Source organism: Pseudonocardia kujensis (assembly GCF_021283305.1).
GTDB lineage: Bacteria > Actinomycetota > Actinomycetes > Mycobacteriales > Pseudonocardiaceae > Pseudonocardia > Pseudonocardia kujensis.
Genome location: NZ_JAJSOK010000021.1, coordinates 98,587 through 116,171, shown reverse-complemented (window position 1 = coordinate 116,171; position 17,585 = coordinate 98,587). Strand labels below are relative to the sequence as shown.

General features: G+C 68.2%; 17 protein-coding genes. 6 read left to right on the top strand and 11 right to left on the bottom strand.

Features of this window, described 5'->3' with window-relative positions; translation table 11 throughout:
• Positions 1 to 66 precede the first annotated feature (66 nt).
• From LWC35_RS17085 to LWC35_RS17070, 4 genes are all read right to left on the bottom strand, one after another.
• Positions 67 to 1,509, bottom strand: coding sequence for an ATP-dependent nuclease (locus tag LWC35_RS17085; RefSeq protein WP_232871132.1), 1,443 nt, complete (start codon positions 1,507 to 1,509; stop codon positions 67 to 69).
• Between the two features lie 1,318 nt (positions 1,510 to 2,827).
• Positions 2,828 to 3,061, bottom strand: a complete 234-nt coding sequence (locus LWC35_RS17080; protein WP_232871131.1) for an EthD family reductase — start codon at positions 3,059 to 3,061, stop codon at positions 2,828 to 2,830.
• 64 nt (positions 3,062 to 3,125) lie between these two features.
• Positions 3,126 to 4,070, bottom strand: a complete 945-nt coding sequence (locus LWC35_RS17075) for a PDR/VanB family oxidoreductase (RefSeq protein WP_232871130.1) — start codon at positions 4,068 to 4,070, stop codon at positions 3,126 to 3,128.
• 130 nt (positions 4,071 to 4,200) lie between these two features.
• Positions 4,201 to 5,427 carry a cytochrome P450 gene (locus LWC35_RS17070; protein ID WP_232871129.1) on the bottom strand — a complete coding sequence of 409 codons (1,227 nt, stop codon included), beginning with the start codon at positions 5,425 to 5,427 and terminating at the stop codon, positions 4,201 to 4,203.
• A gap of 535 nt (positions 5,428 to 5,962) precedes the next feature.
• Between LWC35_RS17070 and LWC35_RS17065 the strand changes: the two genes are divergently transcribed.
• Entirely contained in the window at positions 5,963 to 6,883 is a 921-nt protein-coding gene (locus LWC35_RS17065) for a PDR/VanB family oxidoreductase (RefSeq protein WP_232871128.1), read from the top strand.
• Between the two features lie 27 nt (positions 6,884 to 6,910).
• Positions 6,911 to 8,149 carry a cytochrome P450 gene (locus LWC35_RS40315; protein ID WP_232871127.1) on the top strand — a complete coding sequence of 413 codons (1,239 nt, stop codon included), beginning with the start codon at positions 6,911 to 6,913 and terminating at the stop codon, positions 8,147 to 8,149.
• Positions 8,150 to 8,160: 11 nt separating this feature from the next.
• On the opposite strand, the gene LWC35_RS17055 is transcribed toward LWC35_RS40315, so the two are convergent.
• The 6 genes from LWC35_RS17055 to LWC35_RS17030 all read right to left on the bottom strand — a co-directional run bounded on the left by LWC35_RS17055 (position 8,161) and on the right by LWC35_RS17030 (position 13,345).
• Positions 8,161 to 9,015 carry an IclR family transcriptional regulator gene (locus LWC35_RS17055; RefSeq protein WP_232871126.1) on the bottom strand — a complete coding sequence of 285 codons (855 nt, stop codon included), beginning with the start codon at positions 9,013 to 9,015 and terminating at the stop codon, positions 8,161 to 8,163.
• 58 nt (positions 9,016 to 9,073) lie between these two features.
• Positions 9,074 to 10,069 carry an AraC family transcriptional regulator gene (locus LWC35_RS17050; RefSeq protein WP_232871125.1) on the bottom strand — a complete coding sequence of 332 codons (996 nt, stop codon included), beginning with the start codon at positions 10,067 to 10,069 and terminating at the stop codon, positions 9,074 to 9,076.
• Between the two features lie 135 nt (positions 10,070 to 10,204).
• The gene (locus tag LWC35_RS17045) at positions 10,205 to 11,140 is read right to left on the bottom strand and encodes a DODA-type extradiol aromatic ring-opening family dioxygenase (protein WP_232871124.1); all 936 of its coding nucleotides are present in this window, start codon (positions 11,138 to 11,140) and stop codon (positions 10,205 to 10,207) included.
• Complete coding sequence (locus LWC35_RS17040) at positions 11,140 to 12,036, bottom strand: alpha/beta fold hydrolase (RefSeq protein WP_232871123.1); 897 nt, start codon at positions 12,034 to 12,036, stop codon at positions 11,140 to 11,142. The genes LWC35_RS17045 and LWC35_RS17040 overlap by 1 nt, the downstream gene beginning before the upstream one ends.
• Entirely contained in the window at positions 12,033 to 12,548 is a 516-nt protein-coding gene (locus LWC35_RS17035) for a cupin domain-containing protein (protein ID WP_232871122.1), read from the bottom strand. The genes LWC35_RS17040 and LWC35_RS17035 overlap by 4 nt, the downstream gene beginning before the upstream one ends.
• Before the next feature lie 11 nt (positions 12,549 to 12,559).
• Positions 12,560 to 13,345, bottom strand: coding sequence for an SDR family oxidoreductase (locus LWC35_RS17030; RefSeq protein ID WP_232871121.1), 786 nt, complete (start codon positions 13,343 to 13,345; stop codon positions 12,560 to 12,562).
• Between the two features lie 141 nt (positions 13,346 to 13,486).
• Between LWC35_RS17030 and LWC35_RS17025 the strand changes: the two genes are divergently transcribed.
• The 3 genes from LWC35_RS17025 to LWC35_RS17015 are packed head-to-tail and all read left to right on the top strand — an operon-like array spanning position 13,487 to position 15,922.
• Entirely contained in the window at positions 13,487 to 15,058 is a 1,572-nt protein-coding gene (locus LWC35_RS17025; RefSeq protein ID WP_232871120.1) for a flavin-containing monooxygenase, read from the top strand.
• 10 nt (positions 15,059 to 15,068) lie between these two features.
• Complete coding sequence (locus tag LWC35_RS17020; RefSeq protein WP_232871119.1) at positions 15,069 to 15,542, top strand: cupin domain-containing protein; 474 nt, start codon at positions 15,069 to 15,071, stop codon at positions 15,540 to 15,542.
• Positions 15,539 to 15,922, top strand: coding sequence for a nuclear transport factor 2 family protein (locus LWC35_RS17015; protein WP_232871118.1), 384 nt, complete (start codon positions 15,539 to 15,541; stop codon positions 15,920 to 15,922). The genes LWC35_RS17020 and LWC35_RS17015 overlap by 4 nt, the downstream gene beginning before the upstream one ends.
• 218 nt (positions 15,923 to 16,140) lie before the next feature.
• Here LWC35_RS17015 and LWC35_RS17010 read toward each other — a convergent pair whose 3' ends face one another.
• Positions 16,141 to 17,106 carry a zinc-binding dehydrogenase gene (locus LWC35_RS17010; protein WP_232871117.1) on the bottom strand — a complete coding sequence of 322 codons (966 nt, stop codon included), beginning with the start codon at positions 17,104 to 17,106 and terminating at the stop codon, positions 16,141 to 16,143.
• Positions 17,107 to 17,233: 127 nt separating this feature from the next.
• Between LWC35_RS17010 and LWC35_RS17005 the strand changes: the two genes are divergently transcribed.
• Positions 17,234 to 17,569: an ArsR/SmtB family transcription factor gene (locus LWC35_RS17005; RefSeq protein WP_232871116.1), complete on the top strand. Its 336-nt coding sequence runs from the start codon at positions 17,234 to 17,236 to the stop codon at positions 17,567 to 17,569.
• Positions 17,570 to 17,585 lie beyond the last annotated feature (16 nt).

Sequence of the window (17,585 nt, the reverse complement as noted above, 5' to 3'; positions counted from 1 at the left end):
CCTCGGTGTGAGTGTTGATCTGTGGAAGGACCAACTTCTCTACCGGGGTCCTGCGCCCGTTCCGGGTCAACTCACCGTCGTCGGCGTGTCGCCCCGCCACCACCGCGCCGCTACTGAGAAAGGCTCATTGGCCGCACCAAACGCCTCCACATACTCGCCTTCAAGATCCGGATTGGAGATCCAAACTGAATTGTTCTTCAGGTACGCTTCTTCAACGCCGAGCTTGCTCGCTGTATCCGCCTTCGCGTCGTCATCAATTAGGATCGATAACGGAATATCGAAGCCGCTTTTCCCGAATACCTTCATGATGGCGCCCATATTGCCAGCGCCGCCAGTCTCTAAGATCGATATTCCTAGTCGATCTAGGTTTCGGTCCGTCAGCTCCGCAACGCGTTGAAGGATTATTCTGTCCGAAATGCCTTCGACTGCAATCACGCGAAGTGACGTCAGCGGCTCCAGTTTGTCGTGCACCCACCACTCAACAACGACGCGCTCTTCCTTGGTGAGGAAGCCGCTCTGTGGCTGCACCAGCGCGCCACCTGCCCGAACAGCGACGATACATTCTGGATCGAAAGAGCCAACAATATCGGTCGAATGTGTGGACAGAATCTTTTGATTTGGACTATTGACTAGTAGCCGGGCTAGGCTGCGTTGACTAGTTGGGTGCAAATGAATCTCGGGCTCGTCGATAGCTACGACGTTAGCGCCTTGGCTAGCAAGGTCGTAGAAGGCGATTGCGAATAGCGCCTTGGTTCCATCAGATTGATCGCTGATGTCGCGATTAGTCCCATCGCGGACTATCTGTAGTCTGACATCATTCAGAACATCATTTTCTGCAGTCGCTCCGGGGACTAGTGCGAGGTCTTCCTTACGTATTTCTTCGGGCAGGGCTTTGGACAGATGGCCTGCTAGATCGCCACGTAGTCCTTCAAGCACATTCGACGCCTCGAGCATATCTTTGAGCTGCGACGTCAGGGTGGTGAACCCGTCCAGCTCATCGCCAAGATCCACAGCTTGCAGGATTTCATGGAAGATGTTCTTCCGGTCTCCACGGAGGTCACGTGCCTGAACCGTGGCGCCGAGCTTCTTCCATCCTATGCTGGCCATTTGCGACCGGGATACCTGGCGGCCGGTGCCTCCGCCGGGCGCGGTGCGCTCAACGGTGATCGTCTGGTCCTCATCAATCGATGCGGCGAGTCTGAGTGTTAAAAGACTAGCTCCGGTCTCAGCAATAACCTGGATTTCATCAGGGAAGTTCGCCTTGTCGGATTCTTGGAAATCGACCAGGTCTGCTTCGATAACCAGCGTCTCGCCTGCGTCTCGAAAATCGCTTGAGGTAATTTGTTGGTATAGTTGTGCCGTGCTAGCGCCTAGCAGCAGGTCGACGCAACGAAGCACCGAAGATTTTCCAACATCGTTCGGCCCGACAAGTACCAGATGGGAACGAACTTCAATCTCGAAGTCCTTAAGGCGGCTGTGATTGCGAACTGACAGTCGCGATATGCGCATTGACTTCCTCGTACCTTTACGTCCCAGTCGGGCTGAATCGTTGCGAGCAGATCTCCAGTAGTCGTTCGGTCACGGAGCGTCAAACGTTACCTTCGAGTGGACGCAGTGGAGGTACCTCAGCCGCACTCTGGGGCGGCAGCTGCTGGCAGTCAGGCGGAGAATGCTGCAGCGCGCTGGGAAGATGAGCTGCTTAGGTTGCTCCTGGAAAGGGGCAAGCCGCCCGTTGCTCTACCCCACGGGGACATAGGGTGAGCGAGCCCTCGCCGGGCGGCAGATCAACAGGATGGCGGCCCGTGCCATCCCGCCGACCTCCCGGAGGGCGTACCGCACGGCCGCCCGTGGGCGGAGCGTGGCAAAGTCGGGTGCGGTTGCGTCGAGGGCCGCCCACGGGCGTCCGCGCGGTCGGTCTGGCGACAGGTCGACGGGATGGCACTCAGTGGGCGCGGGGGAGCAGCAGCCCCCGGAGTACCCCCGGATATCAACGGCAGAAGCCCACGACGAACAGGCGCCTGCAACACCAACGCTCGGGAATCTGCGCAGCGTACGAGGGGTGACGACAGACGTCAGGACCCCACGAAAGTAGTGGATCTTGTCTCCGCGGGTTGTGAGTTCGATCCTCCGGGGCCCACCCCCTTCTACCTGTGGAGATTGCACCTCGGGGTGATCGTCTTCGGGTGAGTGTGTGCGTGGTCTGGGCGTGGCGGATCCGGCTCGGGCTCGTGGGATCAACGCGGCGACCGCCTCGGCCCGCTGCCAGGTCGTGGAATACCGACGTGTAGGTGTCGTGGTGAGCGTCACCGAACTGTGACCGAGTGTCTCCTGGACCACCTTCGTCGGCTCTCCCGCCGCAAGCATCAGCGAGGCATCGCCGTGACGAAGGGTCGTGTAGCCGCACGGGCGGCGGGCCGATCTCCTCGGCGAGGTGATGGAAGCGTGCTGTGACGGAGGCGGGGTGCAGGGCCTCGCCGTTCTCCGTGGGAAGACGCGGCCGGACTCTTGGCAAGCTTCGCCCCAGATCTCCCCGCTCGCGGTCTTGCCGTTCCTTCTGGGCCCGCAGTGCGGACACGGTGCCGGCGTCGAGGGCGCTGAACCTGTTCCGGCTTCGGACTTCGGCTTGCTCTCGATGACCTGCCACCCGTTCTGTACCAGCTGAAGGCGGATCACCACGAGACTCGCCATCAGGTCCACCTCTTCCCAAAACGCCGAATGCCTCACCGCGGCGGAGGCTGCGGTGAGCGATGAGGTGCCAGAGGGCGTAGAGGCGGTCGTGGTGAGCGTTGTCGAGGAAACGCTCCGAGCTGAGCGGGCGTCCAGACCATCACTGCCGAGGGTGGCTGACGCGCCTCCTGGTACAACGCCTCGGGGACTCGAAGCTGGGCTCGACCAGAACGTAGTTGGGCGCCGGGGCCTCGTCGAGCGACGTGCATCGTCGGACCCGCAGCTCCTTCAGGGCCGGGAGTTTCTCGGCGAGGGGGCGATGGACCTCGGTGTAATGGCGGTCGAACTTCTCGGTGTCCGTCGGATTTGCGTAGGCGATCGTGAGGATGGGCATCTTGTTCTCCCGGTGAGGAGTCAATGGTCGGGTAGTGCGCTGACTGTCTGATGAGCGGCGCCGTCTACAGGTCGAGGACGATTCGCGGGCTCGCGGCACGGGAAACGCAGATCATCATGCAGGTGTTCGCGACCTTCTCCTTGGCCGTGAGGACCTGGTCTCGGTGGTCGGCCACCCCCTCGAGGATCGGGGTCTCGCAACTGCCGCAGATGCCTTCCTGGCAGTCGAAGCCGATGTCGGCGCCGGCGTCCATGGCCTTCTGGAGGATCGACTCCCCGGGCTGCACGGTGAACGTCGCGCCCGTGTGGACCAGCTCGACCTCGAAGGCGCGGTCCGTCTCCGTCGCGGTGTCCTGCACAGGGGCGGAAAACAGCTCGAAACGCACCGTGTCCGGGTCCGGCCAGTCGCTGCGATGACCCCGGACGGCTTCGATCATGGCGGCGGGCCCGCAGCAGTAGACGAGGCTGCCCTCCGGGAGGTCGGCGAGCGCCTTCCCGACGTCGATCCTGCCCAGCTCGTCCTCGGGCATCAGCTGCACGCGCTCGTGCAGCTCGCTGACGAACGCCATGGCCGAGCGGGTCCGTGCGCCGTAGACCATCGTCCACGACGCACCTCGCCGCTGCGCCTCCACGACCATGGGCAGGATCGGGGTCACGCCGATGCCGCCGGCGAGGAACACGTAGTGCTTCGCCTCGTCGAGCATGAAGTTGTTCCGGGGACCTCGGCAGGTGAGCAGGTCGCCCACTCTCACCTCGGTGTGGAGGTAGCGAGAGCCACCTCGGCCGCCGGGTTCGAGGAGAACACCGATGCGGTAGCTGTGGCGGTTGCGCGGGTCGCCGCACAGTGAGTACTGGCGTGTGCCGAGGCCTGGCACCACCACGTCGATGTGGGCGCCCGGCTCCCAGGCGGGGAGTTCTCCGCCCTGGGGGTCCACGAGAGTGAAGGAGATGATCGAGTCCGTCTCACGGGTCAGATGTTCGACGCGGAGGACACGTTCCGACGAGTTCACGAAGCTTGCTCCTGGCTGCCGGTGGACCGCGATGCCCGTTCGGCGCGGACCGGTCGACGAGGTCGTGCTGGAGTCGGCCGCCGGGGAGACGGCGACGGCCGGGGCGTCGCCGACGCCGTCTCCCCCGTAGTCACCAGTTCACATCGAGTCGCTCGAGGCCGCGGAAGAAGTAGCTCGCGATGTAGGTCGGCGTGAAGCCCGGGACCAGGTGCAGGTCCGGCAGACGGTCGAGCAGCGTCTCGAGGGCGATCCGGACCTCGGTGCGGGCCAGCTGGGCACCGGGGCACTGGTGGATGCCGCTGCCGAAGGCGAGGTGCTCGCGGACGTTCGGGCGGTCGAGGTCAGCGACGTCGGGGTTCGGGAAGTGTGTTTCGTCCCGGTTGGCCGACCCGAACAACAGCAGGAGCGACGCGCCGGCGGGCAGGGTGGTGCCGCCGAGCGTCACCTCGCGCGTGGTGATCCGCATCAGGCCACGGTGGGGGGCGTCGCGGCGCAGGGTCTCCTCGATGATGCGGGGCAGGGACCGGCGGTCGGCCTGTGCCTTCTCCCACAGCTTCCGGTCGTCGGCGAGCATCAGGAGCAGGGTGCTGGTGATCAGGTCCCGCGTCGTGTCGTGGCCGGCGAACCGCAGCCCGCGGAAGATGTAGTGCAGGTCGGCGTGGCTGACCGGCGGGAAGTTCTCGCCCCCGTGGACCAGGTCGGACATGAAGTCCTCACGCGGGTGCGCGCGGCGGTCGTCGGCCATCTGGTCGATGTAGTGCTGGTAGTCGTGCAGCCGTCGGGCGGCGGCGACCTTTCCGTCGACGGGCGCCAGCGGGTTCATCAGGAGCATGTAGTCGTCGGTCCAGCCCTGGACCTTCTCGACGTCCTCGCGCGGGATGCCGAACACCAGGCTGACGACGAGCTGGACGTAGGGATCGGCGTACTGCCCGACGAGGTCGGCCCGGTCGCCGGACAGGAAGGCGTCGACGAGCTCGTTCGACCTCGCCGTCATCGCCGGTATTTGCTGACGCACCCGACGGCCGGAGAACGCGTGGTTGAGGACGTCGCGCAACGGGCCGTGGGCGGGCTCGTCGGTGTTGACGATGGTCTCGGCCTCCGGGATCAGGCCGTCGAGCGCCTCGACGACCTCCGGCGGGTTCGACCACATCACCGGCACGGAGTTGGCCGAGGAGTACGTCTCCGGGTCGTCGACGACGGCCTTGATGTCGTCGTACCGGGTGACCATGTAGGCGTTGAGCGGGGGCGCGAAGGTGATCGGGCTCTCCGCCCGGGACCACTTGTAGAACAGATGCGGATTCTCGCGATGAGGCGAGACCATGGGGTTGAACTCGTGTACGTCGGTGGTGCTCGTCATTGTGCACTCCCTGTCTGTTTGTTCGCGGCAGTCAGGTGCGGGAACGTGCGGAAGCTAGCTGCGTGGCGCGTTGCGGCTCTCTCCGGTGGACACAAACGAGAGCCGCGGAACGCCCGGGTTCTGCGATTCAAGGCAGACGGGCAGTGCCGATGTTCGTGATGTGCATCCGGCTCGCCGGCCTCGGAACTGTCGGTGTACTCCTGGTCGAATCGTGCGGTCGGCGGCCTGACGCTCCAACACGGAGTCCCGTCGGCTGGGACTCCGTAGCGGATCGGTGCCACGGCCTGAGCCACCCCGCCGCGACACCGGCACGTCACGACGACGGGCTACCGGCCGCCTGCGCGAGGCTCGCGGCCGACGTCGTCGGGTCCGCCCGCGGTCGCCGCCGCGCCCGTGAGCGGACGCCGGCGGCCGTCGAGGCCTCTCGGTCCGGTCTCCCGCCCACCGGGACCCCTGGTGGCCAACCACCGCGAACCCGTTGAACATTCGCACCCGGATCGCAGCGACCTCGGCAAGGAAGCGGGAAGGGATCGTCATGGGTCTGGAGTTGGTCGTGACGTCGAAAGACATGACGGCCGAGGACGTCGCTGTCTTCCGTATGCGGCGAGCCGACGGCGGGGAGCTCCCCGAGTGGGAGCCCGGTGCCCACGTTGGTGTCACGGTGAAAGGGGCGATTCGTCAGTACTCGCTCTGTGGAGAGCCTTCGGATCGGCTCAGCTGGCGGATTGCCGTGCGTCGCGACCCCGAGGGCAAGGTCTCCCGCGACCTTCACGACCAGGTCTCCGTCGGGCAGCGGCTGCAGGTCGACGCCCCCCGCAACCAGTTCCCGCTGGTCGAGGCCGAGCGGTACCTCTTCATCGCGGGCGGCATCGGGATCACCCCGTTCCTGCCGATGATCGCGCAGGCCGAGAAGGAGGGGAAGGACTGGCGCCTGGTGTACGGCGGACGCTCCCGTGCCCACATGGGTTTCCTCGCCGAGCTGGACAGCCCGCGCGTGACGCTCTGGCCGGAGGACGAGCGCGGGCTCCTGCCGCTGGCCACGCTGCTCGAGCAGGTCACGGACGACACAGCCGTGTACTGCTGCGGTCCCGGGCCGCTGATCGAGGCCGTGTCCAGGTTGTGTGTGGAGCGCCCGGTCGGAAGCCTGCACTTCGAGCGTTTCGAGCCCGCCGGGGTCGACGAGGGCGCGGGCTCGTTCACGGTCGAGCTGCGCCGGTCCGGGCTCACGCTCGAGGTGCCCGCCGACAAGACGCTACTGGAGGTCCTCGAAGCGGCAGGGGTCTCGATCCTGTCCTCCTGTCGAACCGGGACCTGTGGCACCTGCGAAGCCTCGGTGCTCGCGGGGGAGCCGGACCACCGCGACGAGATCCTCACCGGCGAGGAGCGAACGAACGGAAAGCTGATCATGCTCTGCGTGTCCCGATCGAACTCTCCGACCCTCGCTCTCGATCTTTGACTTCCCGTTCACGACGAAGGAGTTGCAGTGGAACCGAACGACACGCTGGAGAAGGACCAGGCGCAGGAGTGGCTCGCGAGCCTCACGGTCGAACAGCTCGAAAACGATCCGTACCCGATCTTCGAGCGGCTTCGCCGTGAGGCGCCGATCGCGTGGATTCCGGCGGCACGGTCCTGGGTCGCGTCGACATGGGAGCAGTGTCAGGCCATCTCCACCGACGCGGAGAACTTCCGGGGCGGCACCAGCCCGATGCACGAGCGGGTGCTCGGGAGCAACCACATCCTGGGCTCGGAGGGGCAGATTCACCAGGACCTGCGGGCGGCTGTCGATCCGCCCCTGAAGCCGCGCGCGTTCCGCGACCAGCTCGAAACCTCGGTGCGGCCTACGGTCCGTTCCTACCTCGCAGAGATCCTCGCGAAGGGTCGCGCGGAACTGATGGCGGACTACTTCGAGCCGATCAGCGTCCGCTGCGTCGGTGACGTCATCGGACTCGGCAACGTCGACTCGGTCACCTTGCGCCGGTGGTTCCACGCGTTGGCCCGCGGCATCGCCAACACCGCGATGGACGCCGAGGGCAACTTCACCAACCCCGAGGGGTTCGAGCCGGCCGACCAGGCGGGTGCGGAGATCCGTGAGGTCCTCGAGCCGCTGGTCGCCAAGCTGTCCGCCGAGCCCGACGACTCGGCGCTGTCGCACTACCTCCACCACGGGCGCCCCGAGGGCAGCCCGCGCACTCTCGACGAGCTCCTCCCATCGCTCAAGGTGATCATCCTGGGCGGGCTGCAGGAGCCGGGGCACCAGTGCGCGGCGACGTTCCTGGGGCTGACGACCAGGCCGGACCAGCTCGAGCAGGTGATCGAGAACCCGAACCTGATCCCGCGGGCGCTCGTCGAGGGGCTGCGTTGGATGGCGCCGGTCTTCAGCGCGTCCAGCCGGCTTCCGCTGCACGAGGTGCCGGTCGAGGGTGGCGGGACGATGCTGCCGGGACAGACGGTGTGGCTGTCCTACGGCTCGGCGAACCGGGACGAGGCGGTGTTCGAGAACCCGGACGTGTTCGACCTCGAGCGGCCGGTGCACAGCCATCTCGCCTTCGGCGCGGGCCGGCACATCTGCTCGGGCATGGCGTTCGCGCCGCAGGTGGCGCGGATCGCGTTGGAGGAGCTCTACGCAGCCTGCCCGTCCATCCGGCTCGATCCCGAGCACGAGGTCCCGGTGTGGGGCTGGCTGTTCCGCGGGCCGCAGCGGCTCGACGTGATCTGGGACTGACGGGTCCGGATTCAGGCGATCCGCGGCGGCAGCTTTGCGTACCTGCGCGACGCCGCCGCCGCGGTCGCTCGGAGCACCGGCCCCAGCCGGGCGGGTTGCACCAGCGCGGCCGGCCCCGTCACCGACAGTGCGCCGACGACTTCGCCGAGTGAGGAGCAGAGGGCCGCGCCGACACACCGGATCCCGACGTTGCCCTCCTCGTCGTCCACGGCCCAGCCTCGCCGGGCCGAGGTGACGAGCTCCTGGCGCAGGGCCCCCGGATCGGTGATCGTGCGTGCGGTGCGGCTCCACAGTCCGTCCCCGACGACGTCGTCGACGCGAGTGGACGGGCTGTGGGCGAGGATCGCCCGTCCCAGGCTGGAGCAGTGGGCGGGGATGGTGCCCCCGACCTTGGACAGCATCGGCAGCTCCCGATGTCCGGTGACCGTGTCGACGATCAAGATCCGGTTGTCCTCGAGGACACCGAGCTGGACGGTCAGCCGAGTCGTCTCGTAGAGGTCCTGCATGAACGGTTGCACCGCTTCGCGCAGCTCTCGGCGCACCGGGGTCAAACCGGAGAGCCGGACGAAGTCGTTGCCGACGTGGTAGCGGCCGTCGTGGCGAACCAGCCAGCCCAGGTCGACCATGCGGCCGGCAACCCGGTGCACGGTCGATCGGGGAAGCCCGCTGCGCCGTACGAGCCCCATCAGCGTGAGCTGACGGTGATCCTCGTCGAAGGCCTGCAGGATGGCTGCAGCCCGCTCGAGGATGCCGTCGGCGTGGTCGGTCGGCAACAACGAGTGTGGTGCCATCGTCTTGCTCCTGTCCGTCCGCAACATTGCGACTGCCCAGAATTTAGGCGGATCTTCGGTGTGCCCGCGATCCACATGGCGCAGGGGATCCGTTCTGCGCAACGGCAGCGGACGCCCGGGTCTCGCGCCAACCTCAGCCGCGTCGACGACGTCGCAAGGTCTCCGAGGGCAGCTCGCCGAACCGCTGCCGGTACAGGGCCGCGAAGCGCGGGACGTGGGTGAAACCCCAGCGGAGCGCGACGGTCGTGACGCCGGCCGGATCGTCCTCGGCGCGACCTTCGAGATCCTCCCGGGTGCGGTCGAGGCGAAGGTTGCGCAGGTAGGCGCTCGGACTGGTGTCCAAATGGCGACGGAATCCCGCTTGCAGGGTCCGCACGCTGGTCCCGGCGGCCTCGGCGAGGTCGGTGAGGGTGAGCGGTCGGTCCGCGTGTTCGTGGATCAGCTCGACGGCGCGGGCGAGCTGGGCGGGGAGTCGGCTGTCGAGCGCCTCGTCGTCGTGGTCATCGAGGCGTTGCGCGGTCAGCAGACCCATCATGATCAGGTCCTCGACCCGAGCGGCGGCGAGCGGGTTGTCGAGCAGGCGGCCACCCTCTGCGTCCCGGATGGTCCACCGGACGAGATCGATCCAGCTCCGGGTGGCGGCCGACCGCAGGTCCAGCGACATGGCCAGGCGAACCTGCGCATGTCTCGCGCGCGGCAAGCCCGCACACGACTCGAGAGCCTGGCGGTCCACCAGGACCGACAGCTGCTCGCAGTCGTCGTCCAGGCGCATCTCCGTCGGGACGCCGGGGCCGAGGACCGCACCCACGCTGTACCCACCACTGCGAGCGGAGGACGATGGCTGCCGGTACTCCGCCCCGCCGCGAAGGACGATGTTCGCGGCGTAGTAGCTCAACGGGTCCGGGTTGATCGTCATCGCGGTGCCGAGCGCGAGGTAGACCAAACGGAGCCTGCTCAGCCCCACGGTGTTCGCCCGGGCGTGGAACCGGCCCGCCGGCCCGTTGGGTCGCAGGCTGTGCGGACTGAACACCCGAGCCAACCTGGTCTCGGCCTCGGTCACGTCGCGGGTGCGCACAGCGCGGAAGGCCGCGAGCCGCTCGTGGTCTGTAGGGCGGAGCGAGTCCGACATCGCCACCCCCGTCCGATCCGCCCGGCCCCGCTGCGGTGGCACCGCGGCGGACGAGGAGGCGGGCAAGCCGTGGCGGCCTGCGTCCTCGTCCGGCCGTCGATGCGTGCGGTCAGAACAGCATACCCGGTGGGCGGGTCAACCCACTGGGAATGTGGTGCCGCTCCCCATGCCGGTGATCCACTCGGGGACCGCCTCGTAACTCGTCCACACCAGCGGGAGTCCGACGGCAGCCTGACCGATCAACCAGCACCGGATCTCATGACCGCCGGTGCCGGCGTTCTTCTCGAGGGCGTCGTGGCCGATCCGCGCCACCGCGGCGGGGTCGCCGATCACCAGCTGGTCGAGGAACCAGCCGTCCCACTCCGCGTTGACCGGGGCGTCCGCGTTTCCGCCCATCGCGCGCACCCGCGGCTCGCGGGCCTTGGCGAAGGCCTCCACGTCGGCCCGTCCGTTGATCAGGGCGTCGCGACGCTCGCCGACCAGCGCCGGGTCCCGGGGGTCGTTCGACGGCAGCCAGTGCGAGAGGCCGCCGCTCGCGGCGACCAGCACCCGCCCCGGGAAGTCTGCCGACCGCAGCGCCTTGCCCAACGCATGGCCCAGCGCGAGGCACCGGTCCAGCGACGGCAGCGGCGGTGCGGCGGTGTTCACCACGATCGGGGCCAGCGGCAGCCCGATGCCTCCGGTGATCATCTCGTAGCTCTGGGCGACACCGTGGTCGAGCGTGAGCGAGTAGGAAAGGGCCGGGTCGAATCCGGCGTCGACCAGTCCGTCGTACACCGACCACGCCAGTGGGGCCGCGACCGGCACCGGCCCCGACGAGGTGTCGAAGTCGCCGAACGCCACGGCCCGCTCGACGCCGACGATGAACGACGGCATCACGTCGTAGAAGTTGGCGTGGAAGTGGTCCGGTCCGATGACGACGACGGCGTCGGGGTCGAGCTTCTCCACAGCCCGTCGCACGCGCTCGGCGTCCGCGATGAACCTGCCGCCCGGCTCGCTCCGGTCCGCGGGCGGCGACATCGTCGCGAACGGGCTGTGCGACATGCCCACGAAGCCGACGATCTCCGCCATCAGACCGGGTCCTTCCCGTCGATCAGCCAGGTGCGGTGGGTCTCGAGGTAGGCGTCGACCTTCTCCCACTGCGGCCAGTGCCCGGCGTCGGTGATGACGTGCAGGCGCGCATCGGGCAGCCACCCGAGGAGGACCTCGGCCTCGTCGAGCCCACCGGTGGGGTCGTTGTCGGTCCACAGCAGGAGGGTCGGCGTCGTGACCTTCGAGACCCAGGACGGATCCCACGTGAAGTCCTTGCGGACCTCCGGGTCCTGCAGCACCAGCGTGTTGGTGATGGCCTGCACGAAGCCCGGCCGCGAGTACACCTGACGGCGCAGGTTCACCAGCTCGTCGGTGACCATCTCCTTGTGGTGGAACAGGAACTCCACGCGCTTGCGCACGGTCTCGTCGCTCGGGTCCTGCACGGCCGCCATGGTGCTGTCCCGCATGCGGGCCATCACCTCGGGCTTGTTGGCGATGTTGCCCGGCGTGTTGAGCACCAGCCGGTCGACCCGCCCCGGGTGGTGCGCGGCGGTCCAGGCCACGACCCAGCCGCCCAGCGACTCACCGGAGAGGTGGGCGCGCTCGATGCCCAGCATGTCGAGCAGCGAGACGAGGTGCTCGGACAGCACGTCGATGGTGTACGGCCGGTCCGGCAGGTCCGACCAACCGTGCCCGACCATGTCGTAGGCGGTGACGTGGAAGTCCGCGGCGAGTCCCGCGAGGTCCCGGGCGTAGGCCTCGAGGTGGCCGCCGGTGCCGTGCAGCAGGACCAGCTCCGGCCCCGATCCTGCCTGCAGCACGCGGGTGCGGACGGTCGTGTCACCCAGCGGCACGTCCACGTGGGACAGCGTGTGGTCCAGGTCGGCCAGCTCGCCCCAGATGCTGACGTGCTCGGGGATCGGTGTCGCGCTCATGTCTCCTCCGGAAATCGTGCCCGGGCCTCGTCGAGGGAGGCCAGGCCTGCGCTCTGTCTGCGAACCAGGCCGAAAAGCCCGAGCAGTCGCGAGTTCTCGATGGTGAGGAACTCGACGGACTGCCCGGACGAGTCGTTGTAGTGGCGGTGCCAGGCCCAGGGTGGGGTGTAGACGAACGAGCCCGCCGACCAGTGGACGGTCTCGGCGGCCCCCTCGGCATCCTCGACCTCGGAGTGGCCGACCCCGCTGACCACGAAGTGGACCGTCTCGTGGTAGTGGCGCTGCATGTCCGAGCTCTCGCCCGCCGGAATGGTCTGGCGGAAGAGCTCGAAGGTCGTCGTGGGCAAGGTGCCCGCGACCCGCAGGGTGGTCGGGTTGGGCACCGACCCGGACGGGAGGGTGGCGAGCTCGTCGTCGTGGACGACGAGGGGCCGCTGGGTCCCCGGGCGCACCACGGGCCCGAAGCCCGCGAAGAAGTCCGCCAGGGTGAAGTCTGCTCCGGACGCTGCCACGGGTCCCCTCCTCAGACCGTCTCGGTGCGGCCGCCGTCGACCGTGAGCACCGTGCCGTTGACGTAGCTCGCCTCGGCCGACGCCAGGAAGGCGATGGCAGCGCCGATCTCGGCCGGGTCGCCCGGGCGGGCCGCCGGGATGTCGGCCCGGTCCTCCGCCGCCACCGCGGCCACGTCGACGCCCCTGGCCGCGGCCCGGCTGGCCAGGATCTGCTGCATCCGGGGCGTCAGGGTGGCGCCAGGGGCCACGCAGTTCACCGTCACGCCCCGGTCCGCGTACTCGCGCGAAGCCAGCTTCGCCGCGGCGGTCATCGCCGACCGCAGCACCGTGGAGATCGCGAGCCCGGGCTGCGGCTGGCGCACGGCGCTCGAGGTCACCACCACGACGCGGCCGAAGCCGTTCTCCGCCATCCCCGGCAGCGCGCTGCGCAGCAGCGCGAGCGGGCCCAGCAGCAGCAGGTCGACGCCGGCGCGCCACTGCTCCTCGGAGACCGCCAGGAGCCCGCCGGGCGGCGGACCGCCGGCGTTGACCACGAGGACGTCGAGGCTGCCGTGGCGTTCCCGGACCTCGGTGACCGCCGCGGCGGCGGCAGTGGGATCGGCCAGGTCGAACACGACCCGGTCGACCTGGCCGGGCCCTCCCAGCCGTTCGACGGCAGCGTCCAGGGACGAGGGGGTGCGGCCCGCGAGGACGATGCGATGGCCCGCCTTGAGCAGTGCCGCGGCGGCGGCGGCACCGATGCCTCCGGAACCTCCGCCGACGAGCGCGATTCCGGGCGTGTGAGGAGGAGTACTCATGATGAACCGACTCTGACCGGCCCCCTCCGCAGACCCAACGAGATGTCCCATCCGGCGGGACTCGGCGTTGGAGGGAAAACCCGGCACCCGCACGATCCCGGACCATGGCACACCGACAGTGCCGAGGCCGAAGGAGCGGAAATGCGTGTCGCGATCGTTGGCGCCGGGATCGCCGGGTTGACCACAGCAAAGGTGCTGCTCCAAGCCGGCCACCAGGTCGACGTGTTCGACAAGGCCCCTGACGTGGGCGGGGTGTGGAGCAGGAGCCGCCGGTACCCGGGCGTCACGACGCAGAGCCCAGGGCGCCAGTACTCGTTCTCGGACTACCCGATGCCGAAGAGCTACCCCGAGTGGCCGACCGGCGCGCAGGTCCAGGAGTATCTGGCGTCCTACGCGGCGGCCTTCGGTGTCGACCGTGTCCTGCGTCTGGAGACGACCGTCGACGCAGTGGTCCCGGACGGTCCGGGGTGGTCGGTCACCAGCAGCCGGGCCGGCGCCGGGTCGGTCACCGAAAGCTACGACCGGGTGATCGTGGCCAACGGTGTCTTCTGCGAGCCCGCCGTGCCTCAGTACCCCGGCGTGGAGGAGTTCACCGCCGCGGGCGGGACGGTCCAGGCGGGTACCGAGTTCCTGGAGCTCGAGGACGCGCGCGACAAGAACGTACTGGTCGTCGGCTACGGCAAGTCCGCCTGCGACGTCGCCGTGGCGATCAGCGAGGTGGCCGCGCGCACGGACGTCATCGCCCGGCAGCTGCTGTGGAAGATCCCCCGCAAGGTCGCCGGCAAGCTCAACTTCAAGATGCTGCTGATGACCCGGATGGGCGAGGCGCTGTTCCGCTACCGCTACGTGCGCGGCTTCGAGAAGTTCCTGCACGGTCCGGGCAACGGCCTGCGTCGGTCGATGCTGAACTCGATCGGCGACGTGTCGGTCAAGCAGTTCGGTCTCGAGCGCCTCGGCCTGGTCCCGGGCGGCACGATGGAGGACATCGTCAAGGGCGCGATCGGCCTGGCCAGCGAAGGGTTCTTCGAGGGCGTGGAGTCCGGCACCATCGCCGTGCACCGCGACCAGGTCATCACGCGGCTGTTCGTCGAGGACGGCCACACCCACGCCGAGCTGGCGGACGGGTCCCGGCTGCGGGCCGACCTCGTGGTGTGCGCGACGGGCTTCAAGCAGGAGGTCCCGTTCCTCGACGCCGTGGTGCAGAAGCAGCTGTTCGACGAGCGCGGCAACTTCATGCTGTATCGGCAGATCCAGCCGCTCGGGGTCCCCGGGCTGTACTTCAACGGGTACAACTCGTCGTTCTTCAGCCCGCTCAACGCCGAGCTCGCCGCCCTGTGGATCGCCGCCGACCTTGCCGGTGCCCTGCCGCTGCCGACGCTCGAGAGCCGGCGGCAGGAGGTCGTCGCGCAGCTGGCGTTCTTGGACGAGGCGCTCGACCGCCACCACTGCCGCGGCACGAAGATCATCCCGTTCTCGATGCACAACGCCGACGAGGTGCTGGTCGACCTCGACCTGCAGATCAGCAAGCTGACGCGCGCCGTGCACTGGCTCGCTCCCGTCGACCCGACGGCATACCGCAAGGTCGCACCGGTTCTCCTGCGCCGGCTGGCAGCGTTGCCGCCCACAAGCCCCCTGTCTGCTGTCGAGGAGGTTGCCTCTCCGGAGGAGACCGCCCCGAAGCAGGGGAGATCATCCCGAGTTCGCAGCGTTTGAGGAGGATGAAGTGACGACCGAACCTGAGCTCACGAAGCACCGCGTGCTTCGCGGCGGCGACGGCACCAATCTCGGTGCCATCGGTCTGGGGATCTACACCCGCTTGACCGGTGCCGACACCAAGGGCGCCTACTCGCTGTTCGAGTACGTCGTCCCCCCGGGCCTCGGCGGCCCGCCCACGCACATCCACTCGCGTGAGGACGAGCTGTTCACCTGCGTGCAGAACAAGGTGACCGTCGAACTCGACGGGGAGAAGCATGTGCTGGGCGAGGGCGACTCGCTGCTCATGCCTCGGGGGGTGCCGCACGTGTTCTACAACCCCTTCGACGAGGAGACCCGGATCGTCGCCGTGGTCTCGCCGCCCGGGCTCGAGGTCTACTACAAGGAGCTCAGCGAGCTGCCGCCCGGGCGGGACATGAAGCTCGTCGGTGAGGTCATGAGCCGGCACGGCCTGTCGTTGGCCGGTCCTCCGCCGGGCCCGTGAGCACCGCGCTCACCGCCGCCGAACGCCTCGAGCTGCCGCACCTGATGTGTGCGGCTGCGGACGCGGGTCGGGCCGAGGACTTCGGGGCGTGGTTCGCCGACGACGCCACCTACACCTTCGGGAACTCCCCGACGATCGTCGGCCGGGAGGCCGTGGTCGCCGCGACCGCGGGTGCGGTCGGCTCGCTGCCGTGGCTCGAGCACGTGGTCGAGGAGGTGACCGACGCCGGCGACCGGCTCTTCTGTCGGTACACGATCAAGAGCGGTTCCCGCACCGGCGAGGCCCTGGCGCTCCCCTGCATGACCGTCATCACGCTCGGTGACGAGGGGAAGATCGTGGACTACCGGGTCTTTATGGATCTGTCGCCGGCTCTTCCTTAGGCTCGCACCCCGCTGCTCCGCGCCTGATACCGGGGCAGCGGGGAGAGCCGGCCTGGCGTCGCACTCGGATAAGGACACCGTTGGGCAGCGCGACTAGGGGGCCGGCTGTCTGGACTGTGCGGCTCGTTCAACGCGGCTTCCTCGAAGCCAGCCGGGTTTCCTACGCTGTCCGCTGGTCAGGCTGAACAGCGCCGTCGACCGGGACCTCGATCAGGTCGTCACCGGGTGAAGACGATTTTCCCGGCTACTTCGCCCTCGTTCATCGCACGGAAGCCGTCGGGGGCCTTCTCCATGGGGAGCTCGAGGCCGATCTCGGGGGAAATCCCCGCTCGGTCCACGAAGGCGAGAAGGTCGACCAGTTCCTGGCGAGTGCCCATGGTGGAGCCCTCGACCCGGATCTGCAGGAAGAACAGCCGCTGGAGGTCGGCCGACGGGGCGGGCCCGCTGGTGGCGCCGCAGCAGATCACGGCTCCGCCCGGGCGGACCGAGCGCATGGAGTGGGCCCAGGTGGCCTCGCCGACCGACTCGAAGACCGCGTCGACCTTGCCGGGCAGCCTGGCGCCCGACTCGAAGGTCGCGTGCGCGCCGAGCCGCTCGGCCAGCGCTCGTTTCTCCGCGCTGCGTCCGGTGACCCATACCTGCATCCCGGCAGCGGCCCCGAGCTGGACCAGGGCGGTGGACACCCCGCCGGCGGCACCCTGGACAAGCATGGTCTGACCGGGACGTAGGCCGGACTTGGTGAACAGCATGCGGTAGGCGGTGAGCCAGGCGGTCCCGAGGACGGACGCCGCCTGCAGGGAGACTCCCGTCGGCAGGGGGATGACGTTGCGCTCGGGCACGACCACGGTGTCGGCGAACGTGCCCTGGTACTTCTCGGTGAGCAGGGTGCGCCGCGGGTCGAGGGTCTCGTCTCCGGACCATCCGGGATCGCCGATGACCGGGTAGACCACGACGTCGGTACCGTCGGGCAGGGTCCCGGTCGCGTCACCGCCGAGGATCATCGGGTACTGGTCGGGCTTGAGGCCGACGCCGCGAAGAGTCCAGAGGTCGTGCATGTTCAAGCTGGCGGCCTTGGTACGGACCGCCACCCAGCCCGAGGGCACCTCGGGCTCCGGGCGTTCGCCCACGACGAGGGCGGCAAGGGGATCGGTAGGGTTCGGCTCGGCGGCATAGACGGCGAACATTGGCACCTCCAGAGTTCGATGATGTTAGAAACGTAGGGACTTCGAACCCGGCTGACAACGTGGTGGTGACGACGCCCACGCCCGGCGTGGGCGGGAGCACGCGAGCGTCGTGCGAGCATGGACGTCGATGAGCATGGACTCCCAGCCCGGACCGCCGGTCTCACACTCGCTGCTGGACTCCTATGTCGCGTTCGGCAAAGCCATTGCCGACCCCACGCGACTGGACATGCTCGTGCTCATCGGAGAGACGGGGGAATTCCCCTGTACCGCCTTGGAGCAGCAGCTGCCGATCAGCAAATCGACCATCTCGTACCACGTCAAGGTCCTGACCCAGGCCGGGCTGGTCAAGGTCCGACGGGAGGGGCGCTTCTTCCACTACGAGCTGCAGCGCGAGGTGCTCGACTACTTCGCTCCAGGGCTGCTCGCTCGCCTGCTGGCGGCACGCACGCAGAACGAGTCCTGACACCAACCCCGATTCT